Below are 24770 nucleotides of genomic sequence, written 5' to 3'. Positions count from 1 at the left end.
GATATCTAACAACGATAGCGCTATCACAAAAATATAATGAGGATGCTTCGTGGACATTACACGGCGGGACGGACTGGGCATGCTGGCGGGACTCGCGGCTGCTGGCGCTACGGCGAATGCTCAGGCGCGATCGATCCTGCGCCCGACGGGCGCCGACGGGAGCTTGCAGTCGCTCGCAGCAGCCAAGGGCATGCGCCTCGGCTCCTGTTTCGCGTGGAGCGAACCCGGCGCGGACCGCGGCTCGTTCGCCAATCCGGCTTATGCGAGACTGCTGAAGCGCGACTGCGGGCTGCTGGTGCCTGAAAACGAGATGAAGTGGCAGGCCCTCCGCCCCAGCGCCACGACCTTCGACTTCACGCGATTCGACGCGATGATGGCATGGGCCGATGCCAACGCGCTGCCCGTCCGCGGCCACAACCTCCTATGGCACCAGCCGAAATGGATGCCGAAATGGGAAGAGAGTCACGACTTCGGCGCGACGCCCGCGCGTGCGGCGGAACAGTTGCTCGTCCGGCACATCACCACGGTATGCCAGCGCTACGGTACGCGCATCCGCAGCTACGACGTGGTCAACGAGGCCGTCACTCCCGCCGACGGCACGCTGTACACGACCGCCCTGTCCCGCGCCCTCAGCAGCCCCGAGGCGACGCTCGACCTTGCCTTCCACACGGCGCGCACCGCAGCACCGCACGCGCAACTCGTCTATAACGACTATATGAGCTGGGAGCCGGGCAACGCACAGCACCGTGCCGGCGTCCTCAAACTGCTGGAGGGGTTCAAGGCCCGCGGCGTTCCGGTCAACGCGCTCGGCGTCCAGTCGCACCTCGTCACGCAAGGCACCGACACGCGCGCCACGATCGCCGCGCTCGAAGGCGAATGGCGTCGTTTCATCGATGCCGTCACCGCGATGGGCTATGCCATCGTCATCACCGAACTCGACGTCCGCGACAACAATCTCCCCGCCGACGTCGCCGCACGCGACCAGGGAGTGGCCGACTTCACGCGCGGCTATCTAGACCTGATGTTCGCCTACCCGGCGCTGAAGGACGTGCTGTTGTGGGGCATGACCGACCGCTACAGCTGGATCGAGGGTTTCGAGCCGCGCAAGGACAAGGCTCGCCGCCGCCCCTGCCCATACGACGCCGCATTCTCCGCCAAGCCGATGCACGCAGCAATCGCCGCGGCCTTCACCGCGGCAGCACCGCGCGGCTAGCAAGTCCCACGACATTCCACGCCGCCTCTAACGCGCCGCAGCCGCCATTTCAGCGTTGCGCCGTTCGGAGGCGGCAAGCGTCGCGGTAAGCAGCGCGACCAGGGCGTCGTCGCGGTCGAGGACGTTCAATCCCTCGCGGGTCGATCCACCGGGGCTGGCGACGCGGTCGGCGAGTATGGCGGGCGATACGTCCGCCTCGGCCGCCATGATCGCGGAACCCTCCAGCGTGGCGATAGCGAGACGCGCCGCCTGGTCTACCGGCAGCCCGAGCGCTGCACCCGCCCTGGCGAGCGCGTCGGCGAATCGGAACACGAACCCGGGGCCCGATCCGGCAAGCGCAGTCACGGCATCGAAATGCGCTTCGTCGGCGATCCATTCGTAATGACCGAGCGGCGCTGCGAACGCTTCCGCCGCCGCGATCGCCTCTTCCGACGCACCAGCGGTGTAGAGCGACGTCACGCCCTTGCCGATCGCGACCGGAAGGTTGGGCATCGCACGAACGATCGTGTCAGCCGCGAACCGCTGGGAGAGTGCCGCGTGGTCGACACCGGCGAGGATCGACAGGAGCAGCTTCGGCTTACCTCGCATGGGCGCCAGCAAAGCCTGCGCCGCATCGATCTGCTGCGGCTTCAGCGCGAGCATCACGGTCGCGGGCGCCTCTTCGTCGGGAAGCGCGGTCAGCGACCGGACGCCTTGAGGCGCGCCCTGCCCGCTCCGCGTGATTACCGTAACAGTCGCCGGGTCGAGCCCCGCGGCGATCCACCGCCGGAGCATCGCCCCGCCCATGTTGCCGCAACCGATCAGCCACAGCGGACCTGCCGGAAAGCTCATGCCTCGCCGTGCGTTTCGATCAGTGCCGCGGCGATCGCTTCCTTGGGGCTCTTTCCGCCCCACAGCACGAACTGGAACACCGGATAGAAGCGCTCGCATTCCTCGATTGCCGATTCGACGAGCAGTTCCGCCGCGTCGAGCGACATCGTGCCGTCGTCACCCCCGTCGACCATCGCCGCGTGCCGGAACAGCAGGATGCCGCTCGACGACCAGAGTTCGAAATGCCCGATCCAGAGCTGTTCGTTGACCAGCCCGATCGTCTCGTAGACCGCCTGGCGCCGCTCGTCGGGCACTTTGATGTCGGGAAAAGCGAGGAATTGCAGGACGCTATCGTCTTCGCGCCACAGCGCGCGCAGTTCGTAGGTCGCCCAGCTTCCCTTGACGGTCGCGACGATCTCATCGTCGTGACGCTCATGCTCCCAGCCATGCGCAGCGTAATAGCTCTCGAGCATGTCGATCGGGGCGGCGTCTTCATGGTCGTGGTCGGCGTGTTCAAGCATCATAGGGTCCTGGCGGTCCTTATCGCACGACAAAGGGTGCCGAGGCAAAAACGCCCCGACAACCCCATCGGCCCCAATTCTGCGGAAAACTGTGGAAAAGTCAGTCGACCGACGCCCCGAGCGGTGCATTTACCGTCGATTGTGCGGCAAACTTGGCTTCGAGCGCATCGAGGCGCGCCTTCAACGCATCGTTCTCGTCGCGGGCAGTCGAAGCCATCGCCTTCACAGCGTCGAACTCTTCGCGGCTGACGAAGTCGAGCCCGCCGAGCCATTCGCGCGCGCGTTCCCGTGCGCCGGAACCGGCTTCGCGACCGACGCCCGCAAGCGTACCGGCAGCACCGTTCAAGACCTTGACGATATCGTCGAACACGCGGTTTTCGGACTGCATTGCTTCAAAATCCCAAAGACTGTCGCAGTGACTGTGACAGTGACTGCTGCGTCACAGCATTTGGGACGTATGCGGCGCGGGTGCAAGGGTTTCGGCACTGGGGTTCAACTGCCCGATGCTGAACGCGAGCACGCCGGCAAAGCTGATCCACACCATATACGGCACCATCAGCCACGCCGCGGCGGGCCGGATGCGCGCGAATACGAAGGTCGCGGCGATCGACAGCACCAGCATCGCGACGATCACGAGTACCGACAGTCCGATCCTGTGCGCGCCGAAGAACATCGGCGTCCAGGCGAGGTTGAGCAGGAACTGGCCGACGAACAGCACGACGGCGACCCCTCGCAGCCGAGCGCCACGCGCGTTGAGGATCATCGCGAGCGCCAGCCCGATCAGGATGTAGAGCGTCGTCCAGACGACTGGGAACACCCAGCCCGGCGGGTTAAGCGCAGGCTTCGCGAGCGCCATGTACCAGGCATTCTCGCTGCCGACGCTGACCGATCGGCCGGACAGGAAGCCCAGCAACAGGATCAGGGGCACGGTCACGACCGCCCAGCGGAGGAACGACATCCTCAACTGGCCCTTCGAAGCGATACCGCCCACACAAATCCTTCCGCCTCTACGCGCGCTCGTCCTGGCGCGCATTTTGCGATCGGTAAACCGAGTTTGGTGGAGAATCGTTCCGCTAGTGGTTCATTCCGGCACGCTACCTCCCCACGCCGTCATCCTGACGAAAGTCAGGATCCAGGATACCGAGCGCACCCCGCGTGGCTCTGGGGCCTGACTGTCGTCAGGATGACGGCGATGTTTGGGTCTCGCTTGCCGCTTCCTGTAGCCGTTGCTCAGAAGCCGGCCGCCTATGCAAAGCAGCAATCAGGAACTCAACGTTACCCTCGGGCCCCGTGATCGGGCTCTCGACCACGCCGACCACGCTCCACCCCTGCCCGGTCAGCCACGCGGCAACCTCGTCGCAGACGCGCTGGTGGATCGCGGTATCGCGGACGACCCCACCCTTCCCCACTTCGCCGCGCCCCGCCTCGAACTGCGGCTTCACCAGCGCCATCAGCCTCGCGTCGGGCTTGGCAAAGGACATCGGCCGCTCCAGCACCTTGGCCAAGCCGATAAAGCTCGCATCGCAGACGATCAGGTCGATCGGCTCCGGGATATGCGCGGGCGTGAGGATCCGTGCGCTGATTTGCTCGTGGACGATGACGCGCTCGTCCTGCCGGAGCGACCAGGCAAGCTGGTTGGTGCCACTATCGACCGCGTAGACCTTCGCCGCGCCGTTCTTCAGCATGACGTCGGTAAAGCCGCCGGTCGACGAGCCAACGTCGATCGCGACCGCGCCGGCCACGTCCCAGCCGAAATGCGCCAGGCCGTGCGCCAGCTTGATCCCGCCGCGCGAGACCCAGGGGTGATCGCGACCGCGCACATCGAGTTGCACGTCGTCCGCGAGCGTCTGCCCCGGCTTGTCGACCTTCTTCGTCCCCGCGAACACGAGGCCCGCCATGATCAGCGCCTGCGCGCGCGTCCTCGACTCGACCAGCCCCCTGTCGACCAGCATTTGGTCCGCGCGTATCTTCACCATCCGCACGCTATCGCCGCCCAATCCGATTGCCGCAAGCTGCCTTCCTTTCGCCGCAATGCCATTGCCTACCGATCGAGTAGGATTATCTTGAGCGCATGGGATCGTGACCGGATGGCGTGCCCTAGAGCGTCCTTCGGCCACGCTCCCGACCTCGAAGAACGAGGTTTTGGAGAAGGAGAAGCGCTGTGGGTAGTTTCGCACCGTATGATTCCGTCCAGCCGACGATCCTGACCGTGCCCGGCCTTGGTGGATCGGGTCCTTCGCACTGGCAGACGTTATGGGAAGAGGCGCGGCCCGACACGGTGCGCGTCGAGCTCGGCATGTGGAACACGCCGCACCGCAATGCCTGGGTGACGCGTCTGGACGAGGCGATCCGGCAGGCACAGGCACCGGTGATTCTCGCCGCGCACAGCCTCGGGTGCCTCGCGGTGGCATGGTGGGCCGAACTGAGCCCGCAGCCTTATGGCTGGCCGGTAGCGGGCGCGCTTCTCGTGGCACCGGCGGACGTCGATCGCGGCGGCGCGCAGGCCGAACTGAAGGGCTTCTCGCCGACTCCGCGCACGCCCCTGCCGTTCCCGTCGATCGTGGTGGCGAGCAGCGACGACCCCTGGGTTACTCCGGAACGTGCGCACAGCATGGCGGCGGACTGGGGCAGCCACTTCGTCGATGCCGGGCCGCAAGGGCATTTGAATGCCGCGAGCGGGATCGGCTGGTGGCGTGAAGGGCAAGACTTGCTGGAGCGGGTGATTGCGGCGAGTGGCGATGGGCGCGGGCAGGCTTTGCCGCCAAGCAAAGCGCGGTCGATCCTTGCGGTGAGCGCTACAGACGCCGCGCAAACGCACTACTTGGGCGGCTGATTGCTCGCTTGAGGCTGCACCACCCCGGCGGAGGCCGGGGCCCAGTTGGGAAACGTCGCTAACTGAGCGCGATCGCCCATTACTGCGACCTCTCCAACTGGGCCCCGGCCTTCGCCGGGGTGGGGTGGTGGAGTTGGCTGCTCACGAAATCCGCGTACCATCCTCATCGAACAGTTCGGGATTAGCCGCCTGCTCGGCCTTCGCCGCTGCGAGCCCACCCCGCATCCGCCGCCACATCGCGATGTTGAGCGAAACCATCACGACCACCGCCAGCGCAATGATCACGAGCCCCTTGGTCGGCCCGGTCATGCGCGCGCTTCGGCAACCCCGCCCGAATTGTGGCGGAGCGCCTTGAGCACGGTATCCACCAGCGCGGTCGCATCGAGCCCGGCTTCGGCATACTGGACTTCGGGCTTGTCCTGATCCTGATACACGTCGGGCAGGCGCAGCGTGCGCAGCTTAAGCCCACCGTCGATCAGCCCCTCATCCGAAGCCATCGTCAGTACGTGCGCGCCGAAGCCACCGACCGAATTCTCCTCGATCGTCACCGCGACTTCGTGCGTCGTGAGCAGCTTGCGGATCAGGTCGACGTCGAGCGGCTTGGCGAAACGGAGATCCGCTACCGTCGTGCTCAGCCCCTTGGCTTCGAGAACCTCGGCAGCCTTGAGCGCTTCCTCGAGACGCGTGCCGAGCGACAGGATCGCGATCTTCTTGCCCTCGCGCACAACACGCCCCTTGCCGATCTCCAGCAGTTGCGGAGTCTCGGGCAGCGCGACGCCGGTGCCGTTGCCGCGCGGATAGCGCACAGCGATCGGGCCGGTGTCGTACTGCGCCGCGGTGTGCGTCATGTGGACGAGTTCAGCCTCGTCAGCCGCCGCCATCACGACGAAGTTCGGCAGCGTCGCGAGGTAGGTAACATCGAACGACCCAGCGTGAGTCGCCCCATCCGCACCGACCAGCCCAGCGCGGTCGATCGCGAAACGGACCGGCAGGTTCTGGATCGCGACGTCGTGCACGACCTGATCGTACGCACGCTGAAGGAACGTCGAGTAGATCGCGCAGAACGGGCGCATCCCCTGCGCGGCAAGGCCGGCGGCGAAAGTGACGCCGTGCTGCTCGGCGATACCGACGTCGAAGAACCGGTCGGGATACGCCTTGGCGAACGCGTCGAGCCCGGTGCCCGACGGCATCGCCGCGGTGATCGCGCAGATCCGCGGGTCGTTCGCAGCCTCAGCGACGAGCTGCGCGCCGAACACGTTCTGGTACTGCGGCGGGCCCGGTGGCGCCTTGGTCTGCACGCCCGAGATCACGTCGAATTTCTGGACGCCGTGATACTTGTCCGCGGCAGCCTCGGCGGGGCCGTAGCCCTTGCCCTTCTTGGTGACGACGTGGACGAGGATCGGGCCCTCCTCGGCATCGCGGACATTCTCGAGCACCGGGATCAAGTGTTCGAGATTGTGCCCGTCGATCGGGCCGACATAATAGAAGCCGAGTTCCTCGAACAGCGTCCCGCCCATCGTCATGCCGCGCGCGAATTCGTCGGTCTTGCGCATGCCGCTGGCGATCGGCCGTGGCAGACGCTTGGCGAGCTTCCGGGCAAGATCGCGGAAGCCAAGGAACTCGCGACTCGACACGATGCGGCTGAGATATGCCGACAATCCACCGACCGGCGGCGCGATCGACATGTCGTTGTCGTTGAGGATCACGACGAGGCGGTTGCCCGCCTGAGCGGCGTTGTTCATCGCCTCGTAAGCCATGCCCGCCGACATCGCGCCGTCGCCGATCACCGCGATGCCCTTGCCGGGCGTCCCCGCGATCTTGTTGGCGATCGCAAAGCCCAGCGCCGCCGAGATCGAGGTCGATGAATGCGCCGCGCCGAACGGGTCGTATTCGCTCTCGCTACGCTTGGTGAAGCCGCTGAGGCCGCCGCCCTGGCGCAGCGTGCGGATCCGATCGCGGCGTCCGGTGAGGATCTTGTGCGGATAACATTGGTGACCGACGTCCCAGACGAGGCGGTCGCGCGGGGTGTCGAAGACATAGTGGATCGCGGTCGTCAGCTCGACCACGCCGAGGCCCGAGCCGAGATGCCCGCCGGTGGTGCCGACCGCGGAAATCGTCTCGGTACGCAGTTCGTCGGCGAGTTGGCGGAGCTGGTCCGGGCGCAGCTTGCGGAGGTCGTCGGGCGTCGAAACGGTGTCGAGCAGCGGTGTCGAGGGAAGGTCGGCCATCGGACGGGCTTAATGCAGCGCGCGTATCGTGTCGATTGTTACCGTGTCTTGACGTAGCATTCGCGCTGGAATCGCTCGGAAAGTGCACAATTATGAACTTTACGCACCGTGTTGCCGTGGCTGCAGATATTCCGGCGATTTCCGCACTGATGGCCCGCGCAATCGGCGCGTTGCAGGGGGACTTCCTCACGCCAGCACAAGTCGAGGCAAGCCGCGCGGTGATGGGGCTCGATACGCAGCTGATCGCGGACGGGACGTATCTGCTAGTCGAGGCGGGGGGTCGGCTGGCCGGATGTGGCGGCTGGAGTCGGCGCGCGACGCTCTATGGGGGCGATCACAGCACGGCGTTGCGCGATGCGGCGTTGCTCGATCCGGTGCGCGACGCGGCACGGATTCGCGCGATGTACACCGATCCGGATTTTACGCGGCGGGGTGTCGGGCGGCTGGTGTTATCGGTCTGCGAGGCGGCAGCGCGAGAGGCCGGGTTTGCGCGGGCGGAGATGATGGCGACGCTAGCGGGGGAACCGCTGTACCGGGCCTGCGGGTATCTACCGATCGAGCGGATCGAGACGCCGGGCGAGGTCCCGGTGCCGATGATCCGGATGGGGAAGGATTTGACCTAAATCCGATCCTCCCCCGCCAGGGGGAGGTGGCGCCGTAGGCGACGGAGGGGGAGGACACGGAACAGAGTTTGCCCTTCCCTCCCCCTCCGTCTGGCTAGCGCCAGCCACCTCCCCCTGACGGGGGAGGATCAAGCGGTGCCGAAGCTACTTCGCCTCGCACTCCGCGCAGCGCCCGCGGACTTCGATCACCGGGCGGACCGGGGAGAAGCCCGCTGCCTGCGCCGCGTTCCGCACACCCTTGGTGATCGTGTCGTTATCGAGATGCGTCGTCTGGCCGCACGAGTCGCAGACCAGGAAGATACAATCGTGCAGACAATCGGGATGCGCATTGGCGACATAGGCATTCGCGCTCTCTACCCGCCGAGCGAGGTTCGCGCCGACGAAAAGGTCGAGGATGCGGTACACGCTGTTCGCGGCGACCCGGCGACCTTCGGCTTTCGAGACCGCCTCGGCGATATCGTACGCCGACGCCGGCTTCTCGAAGCTGGCAAGTGCGGCAAACACGCTGGCACGCATCGTCGTCCATTGCTCGCCAGCCTTTTCGAGCGTCGTCTGTGCTGCGACGGTGAGATCGGCGCCCTGCGGTTCGGTGTGGGTGTGAGCGTGCGCCATGCTGGATGAAGTAGGATGCCGGAACAGTTCCAGCAACCCGCTCAGCTTTCCGCGCGACGGTTGAGATCGTGGCCGAATGCGAGCAGCCCGACGCCGACGATCGTCCACAACGTCTCGCCGCCACCGCTGTCGTGCGGCAACGTCATCGCGCCCGCCATGATGCCGAGCCCGAGCGCGCCCATCGCGGCGGGCATCATATAGCCGTGATTGAGCACGCCGCGGCCGAGCGCGAGTGCGCCGAGGCCGATCGCGATCGTCAAGCCGACCTCGTGGAAGATCGGGTCGAGCAGGAACCCGCCGGCCGTCGACATCAGCGCGACCAGCACAGAGGTCGCGAGGCAATGCACCATGCACAGGCCCGAGAGTCCGATCGCATAGCGATCGAGCCCGGCGAAGCGGTGGGTATGCGTGGCCGAGGGCGTCATCGTCAGTCGGATATAGATGGGCCGCTGAAAGGATACAACATTACATTGCAGATTTTCTTGGGTGATGGGGTGGTTTTTCGTCGCCGTGCCGCAAGACCCTGACCATGCAACGTCGCGCCATCCTCACTTGTTTCCCCGCGAAGGCGGGGACCCAGCCTGGGCTCCCGCCTTCGCGGGAGAACAATGAAGCAGAGCGCTGTGGCTACTGGGGTATTGGCCCTCGATCGCCCCCAGCAACATGAAGCAACGGCGCACCACGAACCGATGGCGCCCCGCCGCGCAAACCACTATCTCCTCATCATGCTTCAACCCAGCGTCGCCTTCCTCAGCAAAGCCCGTCCTCGTTCCGTCGCCCTGTGGCTGTTCACGGTCGCCGGTCTGATCGTCGCGATGGTCGTCATCGGCGGGATCACGCGGCTGACCGAGTCGGGGCTGTCGATCACGCAGTGGAAGCCGATCAGCGGAATCATCCCGCCACTCAACGACGCGCAGTGGCAGGCCGAGTTCGACGCCTACAAGCGCATCCCCGAATACGCCGCGTTCAACGCCGACATGACGGTCGGCGGGTTCAAGGCGATCTTCTTCTGGGAATACCTCCACCGGCTATGGGGCCGCGTGATCGGGCTCGTGTTCGCGGTGCCGCTGATCTGGTTCGCGGTGCGCAAGCGTATCCCGGTCGGCTATGGCTGGCGGCTGTCGGCGCTGCTGGCGCTCGGTGCGTTCCAGGGCGCGATCGGCTGGTGGATGGTCGCCTCAGGTCTGTCGGTGCGAACCGATGTGAGCCACATTCGACTTGCGGTCCACCTGTTGACCGCACTGACGATCCTCGCCGGGATCGTGTGGACGGCGCTCGACCTGATGGCGCTGCACCGCAATCCGCTCGCCGCCCCTGCACGCCTCGCGCCGGTAGCGATCCTCGCGCTGGCGCTGCTGTTCGTGCAATTGGTCTATGGCGCGTTCACCGCCGGGCTCGATGCGGGCTATGCGTTTGCGAGCTGGCCGCTGATGGGCGACGGGCTGTTCCCCGCCGACGTGCCGATGGTCAATCCCGCCTGGAGCAACGCGGTCGACAACCCGATCGTCGTGCAGTTCATCCACCGCTGGTTCGCGTTCGCCGCCGCCGCCGGGCTGATCTGGCTGGCGATCAAGGCGACCAAGACGGGCAGCAGCGCGGGGTTCTTCGTCGTCGGCCTCGTCACGCTCCAGATCATGCTCGGCATCGCCACGCTGATGACCGGCGTGCAGATCGATGTCGCGGTCGCGCACCAGGGCAACGCCGCGCTCCTCCTGATCGCCGCGATGTTCGCCGCCCACGCAGTCGGCACGGCACCTCGCGTAAAGCAGCGGGTATGATAATACCCGTCAGGAAACCGGCGGAAAGCTTGACTTGAAGCCCCCCTTTCAGCATTAGGCCGGCATTCGCGCTGTGGGGCCTCCCCTTGGTGCGCTTGCATTCAATCTGGAAGGTCTAACGCCCATGAAGGCGCTCATGAAGACCACCAAGTCGGCAAAGCCGGCTGAGGTGGAGAAGCAGTGGCATATCGTCGACGCGGAAGGTCTCGTTGTCGGCCGTGCCGCATCGATCATCGCCAACGTCCTGCGCGGCAAGCACAAGGTGTCGTTCACCCCGCATGTCGATTGCGGTGACAACGTCGTAGTGATCAACGCCGACAAGATCCGCTTCACCGGCAACAAGGCCGCGAAGAAGATCTATTACAAGCACACCGGTTACGCCGGCGGCATCAAGGGCATCACTGCCGCCAAGGTCCTCGACGGCCGCTTCCCGGAGCGCGTTCTCGAAAAGGCTGTCGAGCGCATGATCCCGCGCGGCCCGCTGGGTCGTGAGCAGATGCGCAACCTGCGTATCTTCAAGGGTACCGAGCATCCGCACGAGGCACAGAACCCTGCCGTGCTCGACATCGGCAGCATGAACCGCAAGAACAAGGTGGGCGCATAATGTCCGACAACCGCCAGTCGCTCGCCGATCTCGCGAGCCTGACCAACCAGCCCGCGCCGGCTGCCCCCGCCGAGCAGGCTCTGCCGACCAGCGAAGGCGATATCGCAGCGCCGGTCTCGAACGAGCCCGTCCGCGAGCCTATGCCGCTGCGCGAGCAGATCCTCGACAAGCAGGGCCGCGCCTACGCGACCGGCCGTCGCAAGGACGCCGTCGCACGCGTCTGGGTCAAGCCCGGCACTGGCAAGATCACGATCAACGGTCGTGACCAGGAAGTGTATTTCGCACGTCCGACGCTGCGTCTCGTCATCAACCAGGTGTTCGGCATCACCGAGCGCGAAGGTCAGTACGACGTCGTCTGCACCGTCAAGGGTGGTGGTCTTTCGGGCCAGGCCGGCGCGGTCAAGCACGGCATCAGCCAGGCGCTGACCCGTTTCGAGCCGGTGCTGCGCGCATCGGTGAAGGCAGCAGGCTTCCTGACCCGCGACAGCCGCGTCGTCGAGCGCAAGAAGTACGGCAAGGCGAAGGCTCGTCGTAGCTTCCAGTTCTCGAAGCGCTAATCTCGCTTTCAGTATCTGCGTATCAGAAGGGCGGTCCGGCAACGGGCCGCCCTTTCTGGTTTGGGGGTACAGCGTGATGACGCCAGGGTGAGAGCTGCAACGTAGCCCAAACCCCAACGATCTCCCCTCCCTTCCAGGGAGGGGAGCCTGTTGGAGTTGGCGCGCAGCGTGCCTATTGCAGATGCCACGGCGGTCGAACTTGTCGAACGTTGATGGTCCCGCCAGATACGAAAGCGCGCCAAAGCCGCAGCGGCGCGGCCGTTTCTTGTTCTCCCGCGAAGGCGGGAGCCCAGTCTGGGTCCCCGCCTTCGCGGGGAAACAATCGACGCCTTACCCCAACGCCGAAATGATCTCGTCAAGCGAGGCATTGTGAATCCCACGCCGCTCGAACTCGTCGAGCATCGCGGTCCACCAGTCGTGGAAACGCTTCAAATCCGCCGCGTCGCGAACATAAGGCGTGTGACCCGGGACCAAGGACGGCGAGTGGAAGGACAGGTTGAGCAACCGCAGCCCTTCGCCATCCGCCACCGCGACGGCCTCCAGAGCGTCAGCGATCGGCATGTCCTCGGGCGTCAGCGCGATCCGGGACAACAGGTGCGCGCGCGCGAAGAGGCCCCTGCCCTTCGGAATTCGCCCGAGCGCCCGGTACAGCTGCGCGCCGCCCCGTCGCGCACCGCCCGTGAAGACAGTGGTCAGCGGCAACGCGACGATGCCCTCCGCGCGATAGGCGCCGGCGTCGGCCATCGAGAAATCTGGACCTCCGTCAGCACTGTAATCATAGCCGGGACGAACCGAGCTATCGATCCGGTAACCGAGCCTAGCGAGCAGCGCGAAACTGTTTGGACCGATACCGTAGCGGCCGGCCCGATAGGCACGCGGGGCGCGGCCGAACGCATTCGTGATGGCCCGCGTCAGCGTTTCGAGCTTGGCGGCTTCCGATGCACGCGGCAGGTTGCCGGCGTAACTCGATCCCGGCGGCGCGCTGTCCGGGAACGGCGGATTGACCCAGGCATGAAGCTGCGTGCCGATCTCCGACCGTCCATCTTCGAGGACACGTCCGAGTATCGCGACGGCCACCGGATCGGTGGCGACTGGGTAATCGACCATGCAGGCCAGCGCGACGCCCCGTTCAGCGAACCGGCGATGCGCGTCAGGAAAGGCCACCATCGCGGTCGTCGCGCGGTTGCGGCGATTCAGCGGGGCGTTCCAGTCGAATTCCTCTTCGACGTCCGCGAAGACGGTGAAGCGCGTGCCGAATGCCTCGGGCCATACCACGCGTTGTGCGTCGGTCGGGCGCGGGGGGCGATACGTCACCGCTGTTCGTCGGCGGTCCGCTCCGCATCGACAGTATCAGCAGCCGGAAGCTGAAGGGTCAGGCGGTCGGCGCCGATCGTCAGCACGCCGCCCAGTTCGACCGCGAGGTTCTGCGCCAGCCGCAACGCGAAACCAGTCCCGAGCAAGGGCGCGCCATCGCCGTCGCTCTCATGTTCGGCATCGATGCTCAGCAGGCCATCGGTGGCATGCGCGGCGAGCGCAGCGGGTCGGTCGAACTCGATCATCACGGTATCGGCGACCGGCCGCACGACCACGCCGAGCTGCTCGCCCTTCCGCCCCGCCGAAACCAGCGCGGCGAGCAACCGGCCGATCAGCCGCTCGACCGCACGATCGTCGCCGAGGATGTCACAGTCGCCCGCCAGCATCGCCACGACCAGGCTCGTACCACGCAGCGTCGCGAGCGGCTGAAGATCCCGCACGACCCGGTCGAGTAACGGACGAACCGGCACCGTCGTCGGGCGCAGGTCGAGCGCACGCCCTTCGATCCGTGCGGCAGTATCGAGATCGTCGATCGCCGCGAGCAGGTCGCCCGCCTGCGTGCGGATCGTGGTCGCACGGTCGCGGTAGGTCGGCGAGACCGGACCCAGCAACTGCGTCTCGATCAGCTCCGCGAACCCGGCGATCGCATTGGTGGGCGTGCGCAGTTCGTGAACAAGCTGGCGGAGCGAATCGGACACTGGCGACGAGACGCGAACCGGCTCGGCCGTCTCGTCGCGACGCGGGCGACGCCCCGTTCCGCGGAAACCGATAAATCGGCCCGACGCGTGCTCGAACGCCGGCACGCCCGAAAGCCGCCACGATCCGAACGCATCGGACAGGCCGCCTACTTCGAGCCGCGCATCGCTGAACCGCGAGCGGCGGCGGAACGCGCCCGCCGCGACTCCGTCGAGATGCGCCTCGCCCTGTTGCGCGGCATAGGCGAGCGACACGCCGACCAGTGCCGAGCGCGCGACGCCGTCGACCATCCGAATGATCCCTTGCGCATCGGTCTCGAAACGGAAGCCCTCGATCTCGGCCGCTACGGGCGCTGGCGTAGCAGCATCGACGGTGCGGTCGCGATTGAACGCTTCGATACGCGCGACGAGGTCGGAAATTTCGAACCGATCCGCCGGGGCTGCATCCTCGGGTGCCGGAACGGGCGGTTCGGTTTCGGCTAGCTTGGCGTGGCGAAACGCCTCGGCGACGAACGGCAGCCCGCGTGCGACCGCGCCGAGCGCCATGAACGGGGTTTCGCTGAGCGGCGCTGCGTAGAGGGACAGCTCGGGAATGTCGGCGGGAGCCGGTTCGGAAAGCTTCGCGATCTGTTCATCGCGGACTGGCGCCTTTTTGCTCAGCGCCGGCTCGAGGGCGATGGGCTCGGGCGCAACCGGTTCCGCCTCGGCCACCTCGATCTCGACTGGCGCTTCGGGTTGCGGCAACACGAAGTCGGTCGGACCGAAGCTCTGCAACCCACGCTGGACCTCGCCGGGCAGGTCACGACGATGGCGCAGCACGGATCGGCTCGGCGGGGTCAGTCGCGGAAGAAGCGCGAGCCAATCGTCCGGCTCCAGCGTCGCCGTCCGCAACACCGGCGCGGCGATCGCCAGCACGTCTTCCGCGAAGAACCCGACGAGCCGAGCATCGGGCTTGGCAAACGCCAGCGCCCGCGCACTCGCAGCCCGGACCTCGACCGGCACCGCCTGCCGCAACAGCCGCAACCGCGCGATCGCCGGCTCGTCGACGACCGCACGACCGCGTCCCATCAGGTCGACCAACTGCCGCCACGCCGATTGCGCACCGAAATCGGTGGCCATGTCGGCGGCAAGGATCGTCTTCAGGCTATCGTCGAACCGCACATCGTTCCCCGGCTTCAGCGGGCTTAGCACGCTCTCCGTACCGATTCCTTAACGCGCGCGGCGATGCGAAGGAACAACCCATTTCGGTAGGCAATGGCCTTCGTCGCATTGTGGGACAATTGCGTTTCGCCGCAACAATCTTATCGCTATGAGGAATGAATCGCTTGGTTTGCGATGCCCATCAGGAGTTGCGTGTAATGAGTTTTGACCGGATCGATCGGCAGATCCTGTCGCTGTTGCAGGCCGACGGTCGGATGACCAATGTCGATCTGGCCGACCAGGTGGGGCTCACTGCGCCGCCGTGCCTCCGCCGCGTCCGCGCACTTGAGGAAGCGGGTGCCATTCGTGGCTATCACGCCGATCTCGATGCCAGCCGCCTGGGCTTCCCGATCACCGTGTTCGCGATGGTGTCGCTACGCAGCCAGGCCGAGCACGACCTCGCCGCGTTCGAACATCACATCGCCGACATTCCCGAAATCCGCGAATGCCACATGCTCAACGGCGAGATCGACTTCATCCTGAAGATCGTCGCCGCCGACCTGAAGAGCTTCCAGGAAATCCTGACGACGCACCTGACGCCTGCGCCCAACGTGGCCAGCGTGAAGACGTCGCTGACGATCCGGACGGCGAAGGCGCTGTCGGGGATCCCGGTGGTGGTCGACTAGCATCTAGTCTTCGCCCCTCCCTGGAAGGGAGGGGTTGGGGGTGGGTCGGGCTCCGCTTGGTTCGGACCTTCGTAACACAAGCAGGCCAACCCACCCCCTGCCCCCCCCCTTTCAAGGAGGGGAGTTCGGACTTTGTGATGGGCCGGCCATACCCACAAACGAAAACGGGGTGGCATTGCTGCCACCCCGCTTCCTTGTTCAAGACGCCTTAGCTTAGGCAGCCGGTGCGCCGAGCCAGGTCGTCCACAGGCCAGCAACGTCCGCCTTCGGCGAAGCCTTGACCGCCGAGAACGCCGTCGCAGCACCCGCCTTGTCACCCGACCGCGCGAGCGCGATGCCCATATGCAGGTTGACGTCGTCGGCATCGACGCCGCCCTTGGTCAGCGCCAGGCGGTACAACTCGATCGACTTGGCGTAGTTGTTCTGGCCGAGATAGGCATCGGCCGTACCCGCGGCGAGCTTGCCGTTGGGCGCCGCCGCAGCGCGCTTCTCGAGGCCCGACAACGGACCATCGTTGGCGATGTTCTTGCTCGCATCCGCCAGCAGGCCCTTGGCCATCGTGTTCGACGCCGGGATCTTGCCCGACGCAAGACCTTCCTTGATCACCGCCTGCGCTTCGCTCGGCAAGCCGCGACGGTTTACGCTGTCGGCATACTGGAGATAGTCGGTCTGATCGGCGAGCGAATTGGTCGCACGCATCAGGCGGAACACGTCGACCTTCTGTGCCTCGTCGAGCGGGATCAGCGCGTTTGCCTGGATGCCAGACAGGATCAGCACGTCGCGCCAGTTCTTCGCCGACGGGTATGCCGTGATCCACTTCTTCAGCCACGCCATCGTATCGGCGTTGCGCTTGGCAGCGTAGGACTTGGCGATCGCGTACCGGTAATATTCCTCCGGCGCCTTCTGGCCCGATGCCGTCATCTGCGCGATGCTGGCCTCCAGATCGGCGGTCGCACCGGCGACGTCGCCGCTGTCCATCTTCGCCTTGATGACCTGCAGCGGCAGGTTCGGATCGGTGTAGCCGAGCTCCTTCGCCTTGGCGAAATACTGGAGCGCGATCGGGTACTGCTTGCCGTTGAACGCGAGTGCACCGCGGCGATAGGCATAGCGACCGCGGTCGGCGGCCGGCGTCGCCGGGTTGGCGATCAGCGCGTCGAGCGGCTTTGCCAGCGTCGTCTCGTTCATCGGCGCGTTCGGGTTGGCGGTCTGCGCGGCGACCAGCTTCTCGTTCTCGAGCTGATAGCGGAGCGCGGCGCCGATATACTTCTCGTAGTCGGTCTTGGCGGCGGCATCGACCTGGTCGATCGCGGTCTGCGCGCCGGCGTAATCCTTGGCGGTCAGCGCGGTCTGCGCGGCAATGCCGGGCTTCTGGACTTCGGGGCTCAGCTTCATGGCCGGTGCCTCTTCGGCCTTCTTGTCCTTGGCGAACGCAGGCGCCGACAGCGCGAGGCCGCTCGTGCCGGTGGCAAACGCCGCAATCAGTGCAAGCTTGGAAATGGTCTTCATGCGGAAACTCTCCCTCTGCGTCGGCCCGCTTACGTAAGTGGCGCGCGACGACGCTATATGATCCGCCATGCATACGTTCAAGCGAGCGGCTTGGATCCCGCGGATGTAAGATTGCGCGTGAACGTCGATTGAACGCGCCCCCGGCCGTCGCTAGATCGCGGCCATGATCGCTGTCCTATCGCCCGCCAAGACGCTCGATTACGAGAGCGCGCTGCCCAAGCTCGACCCGACCGCACCGCGCTTCGCCGATGAGGCGAAGACGCTGGCGCATGCCGCAGAGCATCTGACGCAGAAGAAGCTGTCGGAACTGATGCATATCTCACCCGCACTGGCGAAGCTGAACGCGGACCGATTCCGCGATTTCGACACGCTGCCCGAGCGGCCGGCGATGTTCGCGTTCGCGGGCGACGTCTATACCGGGCTGGAGGCGAAGACCCTCGACGAGGCGGCGGTGGACTACGCGCAGGACCACGTGCGCATGCTGTCTGGGCTGTACGGGTTGCTGCGGCCGCTCGACCTGATGCGACCCTACCGGTTGGAGATGGGCACGCGCTGGGCGCCCCGGAAGACGAAGCTGACCGACTGGTGGGGAGACAGGATCGCCAAGCTGCTCGCGGACGACGTCGAGGCGGAGGGATCGCAGACGATCCTCAACCTCGCGAGCCAGGAATATTGGGCGGCGGCGGATGGAAAATTACCTTCGTCCATACGCGTCGTAGCGATCGATTTCCGCGAAGGCGAGGCACAGAAGTTCGTCAGCTTCCATGCGAAGAAGGCGCGCGGCATGGTCGCGCGGTGGCTGGTCGAGCACCGCGTCGACACGGTCGAGGGGATCAAGGGGTTCGACAGCGACGGCTATGCGTATGACGCGGCGGGCAGCAGCGACGCGCAGTTCCGGTTCGTGCGCAAGTGAGCAGCGCGGTCGTCATCGGCGTGTCGGGTGGCATCGGCAAGGCGCTTGAGGAGGCGCTGATCGAGGAAGGGGCTTTCGATAAGGTCTACGGGTTCGCGCGATCGGATAGCGGCGATCGGCATCTCGATTTGGAAGACGAGGCTAGCATTGCGGCGGCGGCCTTGCGGGTCGGGTCCCCGACGCTGGTGATCGTCGCGACGGGCTTGCTGCACGACGGTGACAAGGGTCCCGAGAAGACGATGCGCGAGCTCGATCCGGTGTGGATGGCGCGCAACTTCGCGATCAACGCGATCGGCCCGGCGCTGGTGGCGAAGTACTTTTTGCCGACGATGCCCAAAGCGGGGCGGATCGTGTTCGCTGTGCTCTCGGCGCGCGTGGGGAGCATCGGCGATAACAAGCTCGGTGGCTGGTATGGCTATCGCGCGTCGAAGGCAGCGCTGAACCAACTGGTGAAGACGATCTCGATCGAGGACAAACGGCGAAACTCCAGCGGGATCGTCGTGGGTCTGCATCCGGGCACGGTCGACACCGGTCTGTCGAAGCCGTTCCAGGGCAACGTCACCCCCGGCAATTTGTTCAAGCCTGACCGCGCGGCGGTGCAGTTGCTCGACGTCATCGACGGCCTGCGCGCGCCGGACAGCGGCAAGCTGTTCGCCTGGGACGGCGCCGAGGTCACGCCTTAGTCGCTGTTCTCCTGCGCACGCAGGAGCCCAGGATACCAAACGATACCGCCCGTAACCCTGGGCTCCTGCTTGCGCAGGAGAACCGAATTCGCACCCCACCTCGCCCCGCTCATGACGCAGATTTCACCTATCTGCCACACTCCGTTCAGGTCCCTCGGCGCAGTCTCTCCGCATCGTCCACCAAGGCCGAAACGAGAGGATACCCGCATGAAGAAGTCTCTCCCCCTCGCGATCCTCGCCGCCGCTACGCTGCTGTCCGGCACCGCAGCCGTCGCCGCGACCCAGGCTCAGACCAGCGTCAAGCCGAAGACCGTCGCGACGCACACCACCACGACCAAGACGACCACGCCGATGGGCAACACCAAGGTCGCCAAGCACACCACGACCGTCGCCAAGGGCCGCATGGTCACCGCCAAACTCGCGAACGGCAAGACCGTCACGTACAATTGCTCGCTCGCCGGCAACAAGACCAAGACCGCGTGCAAATAAGCCTCAAATTAACGATGAAACCCTTCTCCCTCGCGTGCGTACGCGTGCGCGGGGGTAGTAAGGTGCCCCCCCCTCGGCTAAGGTGTGTCACAACACCGCAACAAGCCGAAAGCGTTCAGATTTGACCGACGAGACCATACTCGCCGAACCACAGGGCGGCGAGCCCGCCGGCATCGCCACGATCTCGATCGTCGACGAGATGAAGTCGAGCTATCTCGACTATGCGATGAGCGTCATCGTCGCGCGCGCGCTGCCCGACGTCCGCGACGGCCTGAAGCCCGTCCACCGCCGCATCCTGTACGGCGCGCACGAAAGCGGCTTCGTCGCCGGCAAGCCGTACCGCAAGTCCGCGCGCGTCGTCGGTGACGTGATGGGTAAATACCATCCGCACGGCGACAGCTCGATCTACGACGCCTTGGCCCGCATGACCCAGGACTGGTCGATGCGCGTGCCGCTGATCGACGGCCAGGGCAACTTCGGCTCGATGGATCCCGATCCGCCCGCGGCGATGCGCTACACCGAGGCACGCCTGGGCAAGGTCGCGAACGCGCTGCTCGGCGATCTTGACAAGGACACGGTCGACTTCACGCCCAACTATGACGGCTCGGAGCGCGAGCCTTCGGTGTTGCCGGCGCGCTTCCCGAACCTGCTGGTCAACGGCGCGGGCGGCATCGCGGTCGGCATGGCGACCAACATCCCGCCGCACAATCTCGGCGAAGTCATCGCCGCGTGCCTCGCGTACATGGACAATGGCGCGATCACGACCGAGGAACTGTTCGAGATCGTACCCGGTCCCGACTTCCCGACCGGCGCGATCATCCTCGGCCGCGCGGGCGCCAAGTCCGCCTACGAAACCGGCCGCGGCTCGATCATCGTCCGCTCGCGCCATATCGTCGAGGAGGGCAAGGGCGACCGTCGCTCCATCGTGCTCACCGAAATCCCGTTCCAGACCGGCAAGAACGGCCTGGTCGAGAAGATCGCCGAAGCCGCCAAGGACAAGCGGATCGAAGGCGTCAGCGACATCCGCGACGAATCGAGCCGCATGGGCGTCCGCATCGTCATCGACCTGAAGCGCGACGCGACCGTCGACGTGGTGCTCAACCAGCTCTGGCGCCACACGCCCGCGCAGTCGAGCTTCCCCGCCAACATGCTGGCGATCCGCGGCGGCCGTCCCGAACTGCTCAACCTGCGCGACATCATCGGCGCGTTCATCACGTTCCGCGAGCAGGTCATCACCCGCCGCTCGAAATTCGAACTGGCGAAGGCCCGCGAGCGCGCGCATCTGTTGCTCGGCCTCGTCATCGCGGTCACCAACCTCGACGAAGTCGTCAAGATCATCCGCGGCTCGTCGAGCCCCGCCGAAGCGCGCGGCAAGCTGCTCGCCCGCGAATGGCCGGTCGAGGAGATCGCGCCGTACATCGCGCTGGTCGAGGCGGTCGAGGACAAGCAGGCCGACGGCATCTACAAGCTGTCCGAGCCGCAGGTCCGCGCGATCCTCGATCTCCGCCTGCACCGCCTCACGCTGCTGGGCCGAGACGAGATCGGCGACGAGCTGAAGGCGCTGGCCGCGACGATCGGCGAGTTGCTCCACATCCTCGGCGACCGTGCGAAGCTGTACGAAGTGATGCGCGGCGAGCTGATCGCGATCCGCGACGAATTCGCCACGCCGCGCCGCTCCGAGATCGCCGCCGCCGCCAACGGCATCGACGACGAGGACCTGATCGAGCGCGAGGACATGGTCGTCACGGTGACCATGCAGGGCTATATCAAGCGCACCAGCCTCGACACGTTCCGCGCGCAGGCCCGCGGCGGCAAGGGTCGCGCGGGCATGTCGACGAAGGACGAGGACGTCGTCACCGAGCTGTTCGTCACCTCGACGCACACCCCGGTGCTGTTCTTCTCGAACCTCGGCAAGGTCTATCGCTACAAGGTCTGGCGCCTGCCCGAGGGTGGTCCCGCGACGCGTGGTCGGCCAATGATCAACCTGCTGCCGCTGGCGCCGGGCGAGACGATCTCGACCGTGCTCCCGCTGCCGGAGGATCTGAGCGAGTGGAGCCGTCTGCACGTGATGTTCGCGACGCAGCGCGGACTCGTGCGCCGCAACGCGATGGATGCGTTCACCAACGTGCCGTCGAACGGCAAGATCGCGATGCGCTTCGAAGAAGGGTCCGAGGACAAGCTGATCGGCGTCGCGCTGCTCAGCGAGCATGACGACGTGCTGCTCGCGACCAAGCTCGGCAAGGCGATCCGCTTTGCCGGCGACGACGTCCGCGAGTTCCAGAGCCGGACGTCGACCGGCGTACGCGGCGTCACGCTGAAGGGCGACGACGAGGTCATCTCGCTGTCGGTCCTCCACCGTGTCGGCGCGACGCCCGAGGAGCGCGAGACGTATCTCAAGTTCGCCCCGTGGAAGGGCGAACGCGAGGGCGATCACGGCATGGGCGCCGACCGTTACAACGACCTCAAGGACCGCGAGCAGTTCATCCTGACGGTCTGCGAGAACGGCTATGGCAAGCTGTCGAGCGCCTATGACTACCGCCGCACCGGCCGCGGTGGCCAGGGCATCACCAACATCGACAACATCGCGCGCAACGGCCCCGTCGTCGCGAGCTTCGCCGCGGCGAAGGGCCATCAGCTGATGCTGGTGACCAACCAGGCGAAACTGATCCGCACGACGCTCGCGTCGCTCCGCGTCATCAGCCGCAACTCGGCCGGCGTGAAGCTGTTCGACGTGGCGAAGGGCGAACACGTCGTCTCCGCCGCACGGATCGAGGAAACCGAGGAAGACGCCGAGATCAACCTGGCGGACGCCGTGCCCGAGGTCGCGCCTGATACCGGCGCGACGATCGGCGAGGACGACGCAGCAGGTCCGGAGGACGGCGAATGAGCCGCGATCCGATCGCGTACAAGGTGCTGACGGGGGAGCAGCTGGCGACCCTGGAAAGCGGGAGCTTTGCAGGCGCGCCGGTGGATGTAGCCGATGGCTATATCCACCTCTCGACCGCCGAGCAGCTGACGGAGACGGTGGACAAGCACTTCGCTGGCCAGTCGGACCTGCATGTGGCTGCGATCGATCTCGAAGCGCTCGACGACGACGTGAAGTGGGAAGAGTCGCGCGGCGGACAACTGTTCCCGCATATCTATGGCGGGCCGCTGCTGCTCGAGGTCGTACTGTCCTACGGTCCGTTGGAACGAGACGACAAGGGCAAGGTAAAACTCCCCGTCGCCGGCTGACCGGTACTCAAACGCAAGCTTGTTCTCCCGCGAAGGCGGGAGCCCAGACTGGGCTCCCGCCTTCGCGGGAGAACAAGAAGCGGGAGATGGCGTTCGTTGCCGTCTCTCGGACAGCTATCGGCATTGCATCAACACGAGCATCGGCAACTTCCAACGCCGCGAGTGCTTGTTGTCGAGAACGCGCTCCCTACCAAAGCACCACCCCGGCGAAGGCCGGGGCCCAATTGGGGAAGCTAGCTAACGGAGCGCAAACCTCAGTTACGTCGACCTTTCCAATTGGACCCCGGCCTGCGCCGGGGTGGACAAACTACTAGGGTAAACCCTCACCCAGCCGCAAACGCAGCCCTCACAAACCGCGCACAAGCCTCAGGCGCCGTAATCGGGATCATGTGCCCGCCCTCGATCGTGTCGATCTTCGCTCCCGGAATAACCGCAGCAGTCCGGTGACCATTCCAGGCCGGATCAAGAATAGCATCCTGCCGCCCGAACAAGATCCGCACCGGCAAACCGATCTCCGCATACCGCCCGACCATCGCCGTCACATCGTCGTTCGCCCCGGCAAGATCCGCCGCCGCCGCCGCGATCGCGATCGGCCGTGCCGACAGCGCACCACCGCCCCGCGTTATGAAATCCTCCGGCACAGCCTCGGGCGCAAACACGCCTTCCAGTGTCTTCTTCGCGGTCAACCGGCTGAGCGGCGTCCCCAACACCTGCGCGAACGCCAGACGCGCACCCGACGGAATCCGGGCGAGCCCGCGGAAGCTCTCGGGCACCTGCTCCAACGGCTGCGTCAGCGGCGCGATCAACGCCAGCGCGCGGACCAGATGCGGATGGTCGAGCCCGACCGCGAGGCTCAGCGCACCGCCCAACGAATGCCCGACCAGCAAAGGCCGATCGAGCCCGAGCTTCTGGATGAAGTCGGCGATGATCGCGCCCTGCCCGATGATCCCCGGCATCGCCCCCGTCGCGGTCGAATAGCCCGACCCCGGCCGATCGACGACGATCACGCGGTAGTCGTCCTTCAGCAGGTCGACGAGCGCATAGCTGAAGTTGCGCAACTGCCCGGCGAGCCCGTGGACCATGACGATCGTCGGCCCGCTGCCGACATCGATATAATGCAGCCGAGCACCCGCGACGTCGAGAAAACGCCCTTCCGCCGGCACCAAATCCTCGGCAAGCCGCGCGACGCGGCTCGAATAGAGCGACAGCCCGATCCCCGATACCGCCGCCAGCAGCGCCCCGCCGATCAATCGCTTGCCCGTCCGCTTCATAGCCATCTCCTCAAATCCTTAGTGCGCTGAACGCCCGGCCTTGTCCAAAGTCGCAGCTGCCCGCGCAGGGAACTCGTCGTGGCCACCAAACGTCCGACCCGCGAAGGAGATGCGCCGGTGGATCCACAGGCTCGAACGATACTCGACACGGTAAAGACACTCGCCCCGGGCGCCGATCCGCACGCCGACGATGCGCAGTGGCTCGCCGACTTCCGCTACCAGACGGCGCTGCTGAAGACCTTCTCCGGCGATCCGGAACCGGTCCATGCGATCACGCACCTCATGCTGCCGTCCGAGTCCGGCCCGCTGACCGTGCGGCTATATCGCCCGAAACCCGGTCCGTTGCCGCTGCTGCTGCACATCCACGGCGGCGGCGCGATCGCTGGGTCGATCGACGGCCATGATCCTGCATTGCGCGCGCTGGCGAACCGGACCGGCTGGCTGGTCGCCGCCCCCGCCTATCGCCTAGCGCCCGAACACCGCTTCCCCGCGCAACTCGACGATAGCTGGACGGCGCTGCAACGCCTCATCGCGCAAGCCGACGCGCTGGACATCGACCGATCGCGCATCGTCATATCCGGGGACAGCATAGGCGGTACGCTCGCGACCGCGCTCGCCTCCCGCGCAGCATCCGAAGGCGGACCAGCGCTACAGGGCCAGATCCTGCTCTACCCGAACACCGACCTGCGCCGCGACACCGCCTACCCATCGCGGCAAAGCGAAGACGGCAACATCATCGATGCGAAGTCGCTGGAGCGGCAGATCGACCTGTACCTAGCCTCGGACGCAGACCGCACCGACCCCCACGCGTCGCCCATCCTGGCAGATGACCTCGCCACCCTGCCCCAGACGCTGCTGATAACCTGCGAGAACGACCCGCTACGCGACGAAGGCGAAGCCTATGGCCAGCGCCTGCGCGACGCAGGCGTCACGGTCGACCACGACCGGTTCGACGGCATGATCCACGCCTTCCTGCAAACGGGCGGAAAGCTGGACGCGACCGACAGGCTGCTCGATCGCATCGCCCGCTGGCTCGACGCCCGATGATAGGAAAAATGGT

Annotated in this window: 26 protein-coding genes; 13 read left to right on the top strand and 13 right to left on the bottom strand. The window is 65.9% G+C overall.

Features of this window, described 5'->3' with window-relative positions; genetic code table 11:
* Window positions 1-49: 49 nt before the first annotated feature.
* Window positions 50-1213 (top strand): endo-1,4-beta-xylanase, encoded by a 1164-nt coding sequence (locus AC59GX_RS05865; RefSeq protein ID WP_426280600.1) that lies wholly within the window; start codon window positions 50-52, stop codon window positions 1211-1213.
* Window positions 1214-1240: 27 nt separating this feature from the next.
* On the opposite strand, the gene proC is transcribed toward AC59GX_RS05865, so the two are convergent.
* The 5 genes from proC to AC59GX_RS05840 all read right to left on the bottom strand — a co-directional run bounded on the left by proC (window position 1241) and on the right by AC59GX_RS05840 (window position 4520).
* On the bottom strand, window positions 1241-2044 hold the full coding sequence (gene proC / locus AC59GX_RS05860; protein WP_426280601.1) for a pyrroline-5-carboxylate reductase: 804 nt from the start codon (window positions 2042-2044) through the stop codon (window positions 1241-1243).
* Complete coding sequence (locus tag AC59GX_RS05855; RefSeq protein ID WP_165895101.1) at window positions 2041-2547, bottom strand: type III secretion system chaperone family protein; 507 nt, start codon at window positions 2545-2547, stop codon at window positions 2041-2043. Before AC59GX_RS05855 ends, proC begins: the two co-directional genes overlap by 4 nt.
* A 97-nt stretch (window positions 2548-2644) precedes the next feature.
* The gene (locus AC59GX_RS05850; protein WP_426280602.1) at window positions 2645-2932 is read right to left on the bottom strand and encodes an accessory factor UbiK family protein; all 288 of its coding nucleotides are present in this window, start codon (window positions 2930-2932) and stop codon (window positions 2645-2647) included.
* Between the two features lie 51 nt (window positions 2933-2983).
* Window positions 2984-3502, bottom strand: coding sequence for a TspO/MBR family protein (locus tag AC59GX_RS05845; protein ID WP_426281101.1), 519 nt, complete (start codon window positions 3500-3502; stop codon window positions 2984-2986).
* A 220-nt stretch (window positions 3503-3722) separates the two neighbouring features.
* Window positions 3723-4520 (bottom strand): TlyA family RNA methyltransferase, encoded by a 798-nt coding sequence (locus AC59GX_RS05840; RefSeq protein WP_426280603.1) that lies wholly within the window; start codon window positions 4518-4520, stop codon window positions 3723-3725.
* Window positions 4521-4705: 185 nt separating this feature from the next.
* Between AC59GX_RS05840 and AC59GX_RS05835 the strand changes: the two genes are divergently transcribed.
* Window positions 4706-5377 (top strand): RBBP9/YdeN family alpha/beta hydrolase, encoded by a 672-nt coding sequence (locus tag AC59GX_RS05835; RefSeq protein WP_056047792.1) that lies wholly within the window; start codon window positions 4706-4708, stop codon window positions 5375-5377.
* 141 nt (window positions 5378-5518) lie between these two features.
* On the opposite strand, the gene AC59GX_RS05830 is transcribed toward AC59GX_RS05835, so the two are convergent.
* Both AC59GX_RS05830 and dxs read right to left on the bottom strand, forming a co-directional pair.
* Window positions 5519-5686, bottom strand: a complete 168-nt coding sequence (locus AC59GX_RS05830; protein WP_353466769.1) for a hypothetical protein — start codon at window positions 5684-5686, stop codon at window positions 5519-5521.
* On the bottom strand, window positions 5683-7605 hold the full coding sequence (gene dxs, locus AC59GX_RS05825; RefSeq protein WP_426280605.1) for a 1-deoxy-D-xylulose-5-phosphate synthase: 1923 nt from the start codon (window positions 7603-7605) through the stop codon (window positions 5683-5685). Before dxs ends, AC59GX_RS05830 begins: the two co-directional genes overlap by 4 nt.
* A gap of 149 nt (window positions 7606-7754) precedes the next feature.
* Between dxs and AC59GX_RS05820 the strand changes: the two genes are divergently transcribed.
* Window positions 7755-8228, top strand: a complete 474-nt coding sequence (locus AC59GX_RS05820; protein ID WP_426280606.1) for a GNAT family N-acetyltransferase — start codon at window positions 7755-7757, stop codon at window positions 8226-8228.
* A gap of 144 nt (window positions 8229-8372) precedes the next feature.
* On the opposite strand, the gene AC59GX_RS05815 is transcribed toward AC59GX_RS05820, so the two are convergent.
* Both AC59GX_RS05815 and AC59GX_RS05810 read right to left on the bottom strand, forming a co-directional pair.
* Window positions 8373-8840, bottom strand: coding sequence for a Fur family transcriptional regulator (locus tag AC59GX_RS05815; protein ID WP_426280607.1), 468 nt, complete (start codon window positions 8838-8840; stop codon window positions 8373-8375).
* 41 nt (window positions 8841-8881) lie between these two features.
* The gene (locus AC59GX_RS05810; protein WP_056047781.1) at window positions 8882-9265 is read right to left on the bottom strand and encodes a MerC domain-containing protein; all 384 of its coding nucleotides are present in this window, start codon (window positions 9263-9265) and stop codon (window positions 8882-8884) included.
* 300 nt (window positions 9266-9565) lie between these two features.
* On the opposite strand from AC59GX_RS05810, the gene AC59GX_RS05805 reads away from it, so the two are divergent.
* The 3 genes from AC59GX_RS05805 (at window position 9566) to rpsI (ending at window position 11779) form a co-directional block, all read left to right on the top strand.
* Complete coding sequence (locus AC59GX_RS05805; RefSeq protein WP_426280608.1) at window positions 9566-10618, top strand: COX15/CtaA family protein; 1053 nt, start codon at window positions 9566-9568, stop codon at window positions 10616-10618.
* Between the two features lie 124 nt (window positions 10619-10742).
* A complete protein-coding gene (gene rplM / locus AC59GX_RS05800; protein WP_060524218.1) occupies window positions 10743-11222 on the top strand; it encodes a 50S ribosomal protein L13 in 480 nt (159 codons plus the stop codon).
* Entirely contained in the window at window positions 11222-11779 is a 558-nt protein-coding gene (gene rpsI / locus AC59GX_RS05795) for a 30S ribosomal protein S9 (RefSeq protein ID WP_082441435.1), read from the top strand. The genes rplM and rpsI overlap by 1 nt, the downstream gene beginning before the upstream one ends.
* Before the next feature lie 330 nt (window positions 11780-12109).
* Here the strand turns inward: rpsI and AC59GX_RS05790 are convergent, their stop codons facing one another.
* Together AC59GX_RS05790 and AC59GX_RS05785 are read right to left on the bottom strand one after the other, a co-directional pair.
* The gene (locus AC59GX_RS05790; RefSeq protein WP_426280609.1) at window positions 12110-13093 is read right to left on the bottom strand and encodes a polysaccharide deacetylase family protein; all 984 of its coding nucleotides are present in this window, start codon (window positions 13091-13093) and stop codon (window positions 12110-12112) included.
* The gene (locus tag AC59GX_RS05785) at window positions 13090-14949 is read right to left on the bottom strand and encodes a sensor histidine kinase (protein WP_497301202.1); all 1860 of its coding nucleotides are present in this window, start codon (window positions 14947-14949) and stop codon (window positions 13090-13092) included. Before AC59GX_RS05785 ends, AC59GX_RS05790 begins: the two co-directional genes overlap by 4 nt.
* Window positions 14950-15146: 197 nt before the next feature.
* Between AC59GX_RS05785 and AC59GX_RS05780 the strand changes: the two genes are divergently transcribed.
* Window positions 15147-15614 carry an Lrp/AsnC family transcriptional regulator gene (locus AC59GX_RS05780; RefSeq protein WP_055880606.1) on the top strand — a complete coding sequence of 156 codons (468 nt, stop codon included), beginning with the start codon at window positions 15147-15149 and terminating at the stop codon, window positions 15612-15614.
* Window positions 15615-15827: 213 nt separating this feature from the next.
* Here the strand turns inward: AC59GX_RS05780 and AC59GX_RS05775 are convergent, their stop codons facing one another.
* Complete coding sequence (locus tag AC59GX_RS05775; protein ID WP_426280611.1) at window positions 15828-17120, bottom strand: hypothetical protein; 1293 nt, start codon at window positions 17118-17120, stop codon at window positions 15828-15830.
* 163 nt (window positions 17121-17283) lie between these two features.
* Between AC59GX_RS05775 and yaaA the strand changes: the two genes are divergently transcribed.
* The 5 genes from yaaA to AC59GX_RS05750 all read left to right on the top strand — a co-directional run bounded on the left by yaaA (window position 17284) and on the right by AC59GX_RS05750 (window position 22439).
* Window positions 17284-18033, top strand: coding sequence for a peroxide stress protein YaaA (gene yaaA / locus AC59GX_RS05770; RefSeq protein ID WP_497301200.1), 750 nt, complete (start codon window positions 17284-17286; stop codon window positions 18031-18033).
* Window positions 18030-18716, top strand: a complete 687-nt coding sequence (locus AC59GX_RS05765) for an SDR family NAD(P)-dependent oxidoreductase (RefSeq protein ID WP_426280613.1) — start codon at window positions 18030-18032, stop codon at window positions 18714-18716. Before yaaA ends, AC59GX_RS05765 begins: the two co-directional genes overlap by 4 nt.
* A 207-nt stretch (window positions 18717-18923) precedes the next feature.
* The gene (locus AC59GX_RS05760; protein WP_426280615.1) at window positions 18924-19205 is read left to right on the top strand and encodes a hypothetical protein; all 282 of its coding nucleotides are present in this window, start codon (window positions 18924-18926) and stop codon (window positions 19203-19205) included.
* A 121-nt stretch (window positions 19206-19326) separates the two neighbouring features.
* Entirely contained in the window at window positions 19327-22092 is a 2766-nt protein-coding gene (gene gyrA / locus AC59GX_RS05755; protein ID WP_426280616.1) for a DNA gyrase subunit A, read from the top strand.
* The gene (locus tag AC59GX_RS05750) at window positions 22089-22439 is read left to right on the top strand and encodes a DUF952 domain-containing protein (protein WP_426280617.1); all 351 of its coding nucleotides are present in this window, start codon (window positions 22089-22091) and stop codon (window positions 22437-22439) included. The genes gyrA and AC59GX_RS05750 overlap by 4 nt, the downstream gene beginning before the upstream one ends.
* 323 nt (window positions 22440-22762) lie before the next feature.
* On the opposite strand, the gene AC59GX_RS05745 is transcribed toward AC59GX_RS05750, so the two are convergent.
* Window positions 22763-23710, bottom strand: a complete 948-nt coding sequence (locus AC59GX_RS05745; protein WP_497301197.1) for an alpha/beta fold hydrolase — start codon at window positions 23708-23710, stop codon at window positions 22763-22765.
* A 78-nt stretch (window positions 23711-23788) separates the two neighbouring features.
* On the opposite strand from AC59GX_RS05745, the gene AC59GX_RS05740 reads away from it, so the two are divergent.
* Entirely contained in the window at window positions 23789-24757 is a 969-nt protein-coding gene (locus AC59GX_RS05740; protein ID WP_497301195.1) for an alpha/beta hydrolase, read from the top strand.
* The last annotated feature ends 13 nt before the right edge of the window (window positions 24758-24770 follow it).

This window comes from Sphingomonas sp. 320_CC, from assembly GCF_059691795.1.
This window is presented reverse-complemented; position numbering and strand designations above follow the sequence as displayed.

What these genes read in the sequence shown, in the direction of transcription:
- AC59GX_RS05840 (WP_426280603.1), bottom strand. Translation starts at nt 4,520, where the DNA reads ATGGTGAAGATACGCGCGGACCAAATGCTGGTCGACAGGGGGCTGGTC.
- AC59GX_RS05820 (WP_426280606.1), top strand. Translation starts at nt 7,755, where the DNA reads ATGGCCCGCGCAATCGGCGCGTTGCAGGGGGACTTCCTCACGCCAGCA.
- AC59GX_RS05780 (WP_055880606.1), top strand. Translation starts at nt 15,147, where the DNA reads ATGAGTTTTGACCGGATCGATCGGCAGATCCTGTCGCTGTTGCAGGCC.
- AC59GX_RS05830 (WP_353466769.1), bottom strand. Translation starts at nt 5,686, where the DNA reads ATGACCGGGCCGACCAAGGGGCTCGTGATCATTGCGCTGGCGGTGGTC.
- yaaA (WP_497301200.1), top strand. Translation starts at nt 17,284, where the DNA reads ATGATCGCTGTCCTATCGCCCGCCAAGACGCTCGATTACGAGAGCGCG.
- rpsI (WP_082441435.1), top strand. Translation starts at nt 11,222, where the DNA reads ATGTCCGACAACCGCCAGTCGCTCGCCGATCTCGCGAGCCTGACCAAC.
- AC59GX_RS05845 (WP_426281101.1), bottom strand. Translation starts at nt 3,502, where the DNA reads ATGTCGTTCCTCCGCTGGGCGGTCGTGACCGTGCCCCTGATCCTGTTG.
- AC59GX_RS05855 (WP_165895101.1), bottom strand. Translation starts at nt 2,547, where the DNA reads ATGATGCTTGAACACGCCGACCACGACCATGAAGACGCCGCCCCGATC.
- AC59GX_RS05775 (WP_426280611.1), bottom strand. Translation starts at nt 17,120, where the DNA reads ATGAAGACCATTTCCAAGCTTGCACTGATTGCGGCGTTTGCCACCGGC.
- AC59GX_RS05745 (WP_497301197.1), bottom strand. Translation starts at nt 23,710, where the DNA reads ATGAAGCGGACGGGCAAGCGATTGATCGGCGGGGCGCTGCTGGCGGCG.
- AC59GX_RS05850 (WP_426280602.1), bottom strand. Translation starts at nt 2,932, where the DNA reads ATGCAGTCCGAAAACCGCGTGTTCGACGATATCGTCAAGGTCTTGAAC.
- AC59GX_RS05810 (WP_056047781.1), bottom strand. Translation starts at nt 9,265, where the DNA reads ATGACGCCCTCGGCCACGCATACCCACCGCTTCGCCGGGCTCGATCGC.
- AC59GX_RS05815 (WP_426280607.1), bottom strand. Translation starts at nt 8,840, where the DNA reads ATGGCGCACGCTCACACCCACACCGAACCGCAGGGCGCCGATCTCACC.
- proC (WP_426280601.1), bottom strand. Translation starts at nt 2,044, where the DNA reads ATGAGCTTTCCGGCAGGTCCGCTGTGGCTGATCGGTTGCGGCAACATG.
- AC59GX_RS05750 (WP_426280617.1), top strand. Translation starts at nt 22,089, where the DNA reads ATGAGCCGCGATCCGATCGCGTACAAGGTGCTGACGGGGGAGCAGCTG.
- AC59GX_RS05805 (WP_426280608.1), top strand. Translation starts at nt 9,566, where the DNA reads ATGCTTCAACCCAGCGTCGCCTTCCTCAGCAAAGCCCGTCCTCGTTCC.
- rplM (WP_060524218.1), top strand. Translation starts at nt 10,743, where the DNA reads ATGAAGGCGCTCATGAAGACCACCAAGTCGGCAAAGCCGGCTGAGGTG.
- dxs (WP_426280605.1), bottom strand. Translation starts at nt 7,605, where the DNA reads ATGGCCGACCTTCCCTCGACACCGCTGCTCGACACCGTTTCGACGCCC.
- AC59GX_RS05760 (WP_426280615.1), top strand. Translation starts at nt 18,924, where the DNA reads ATGAAGAAGTCTCTCCCCCTCGCGATCCTCGCCGCCGCTACGCTGCTG.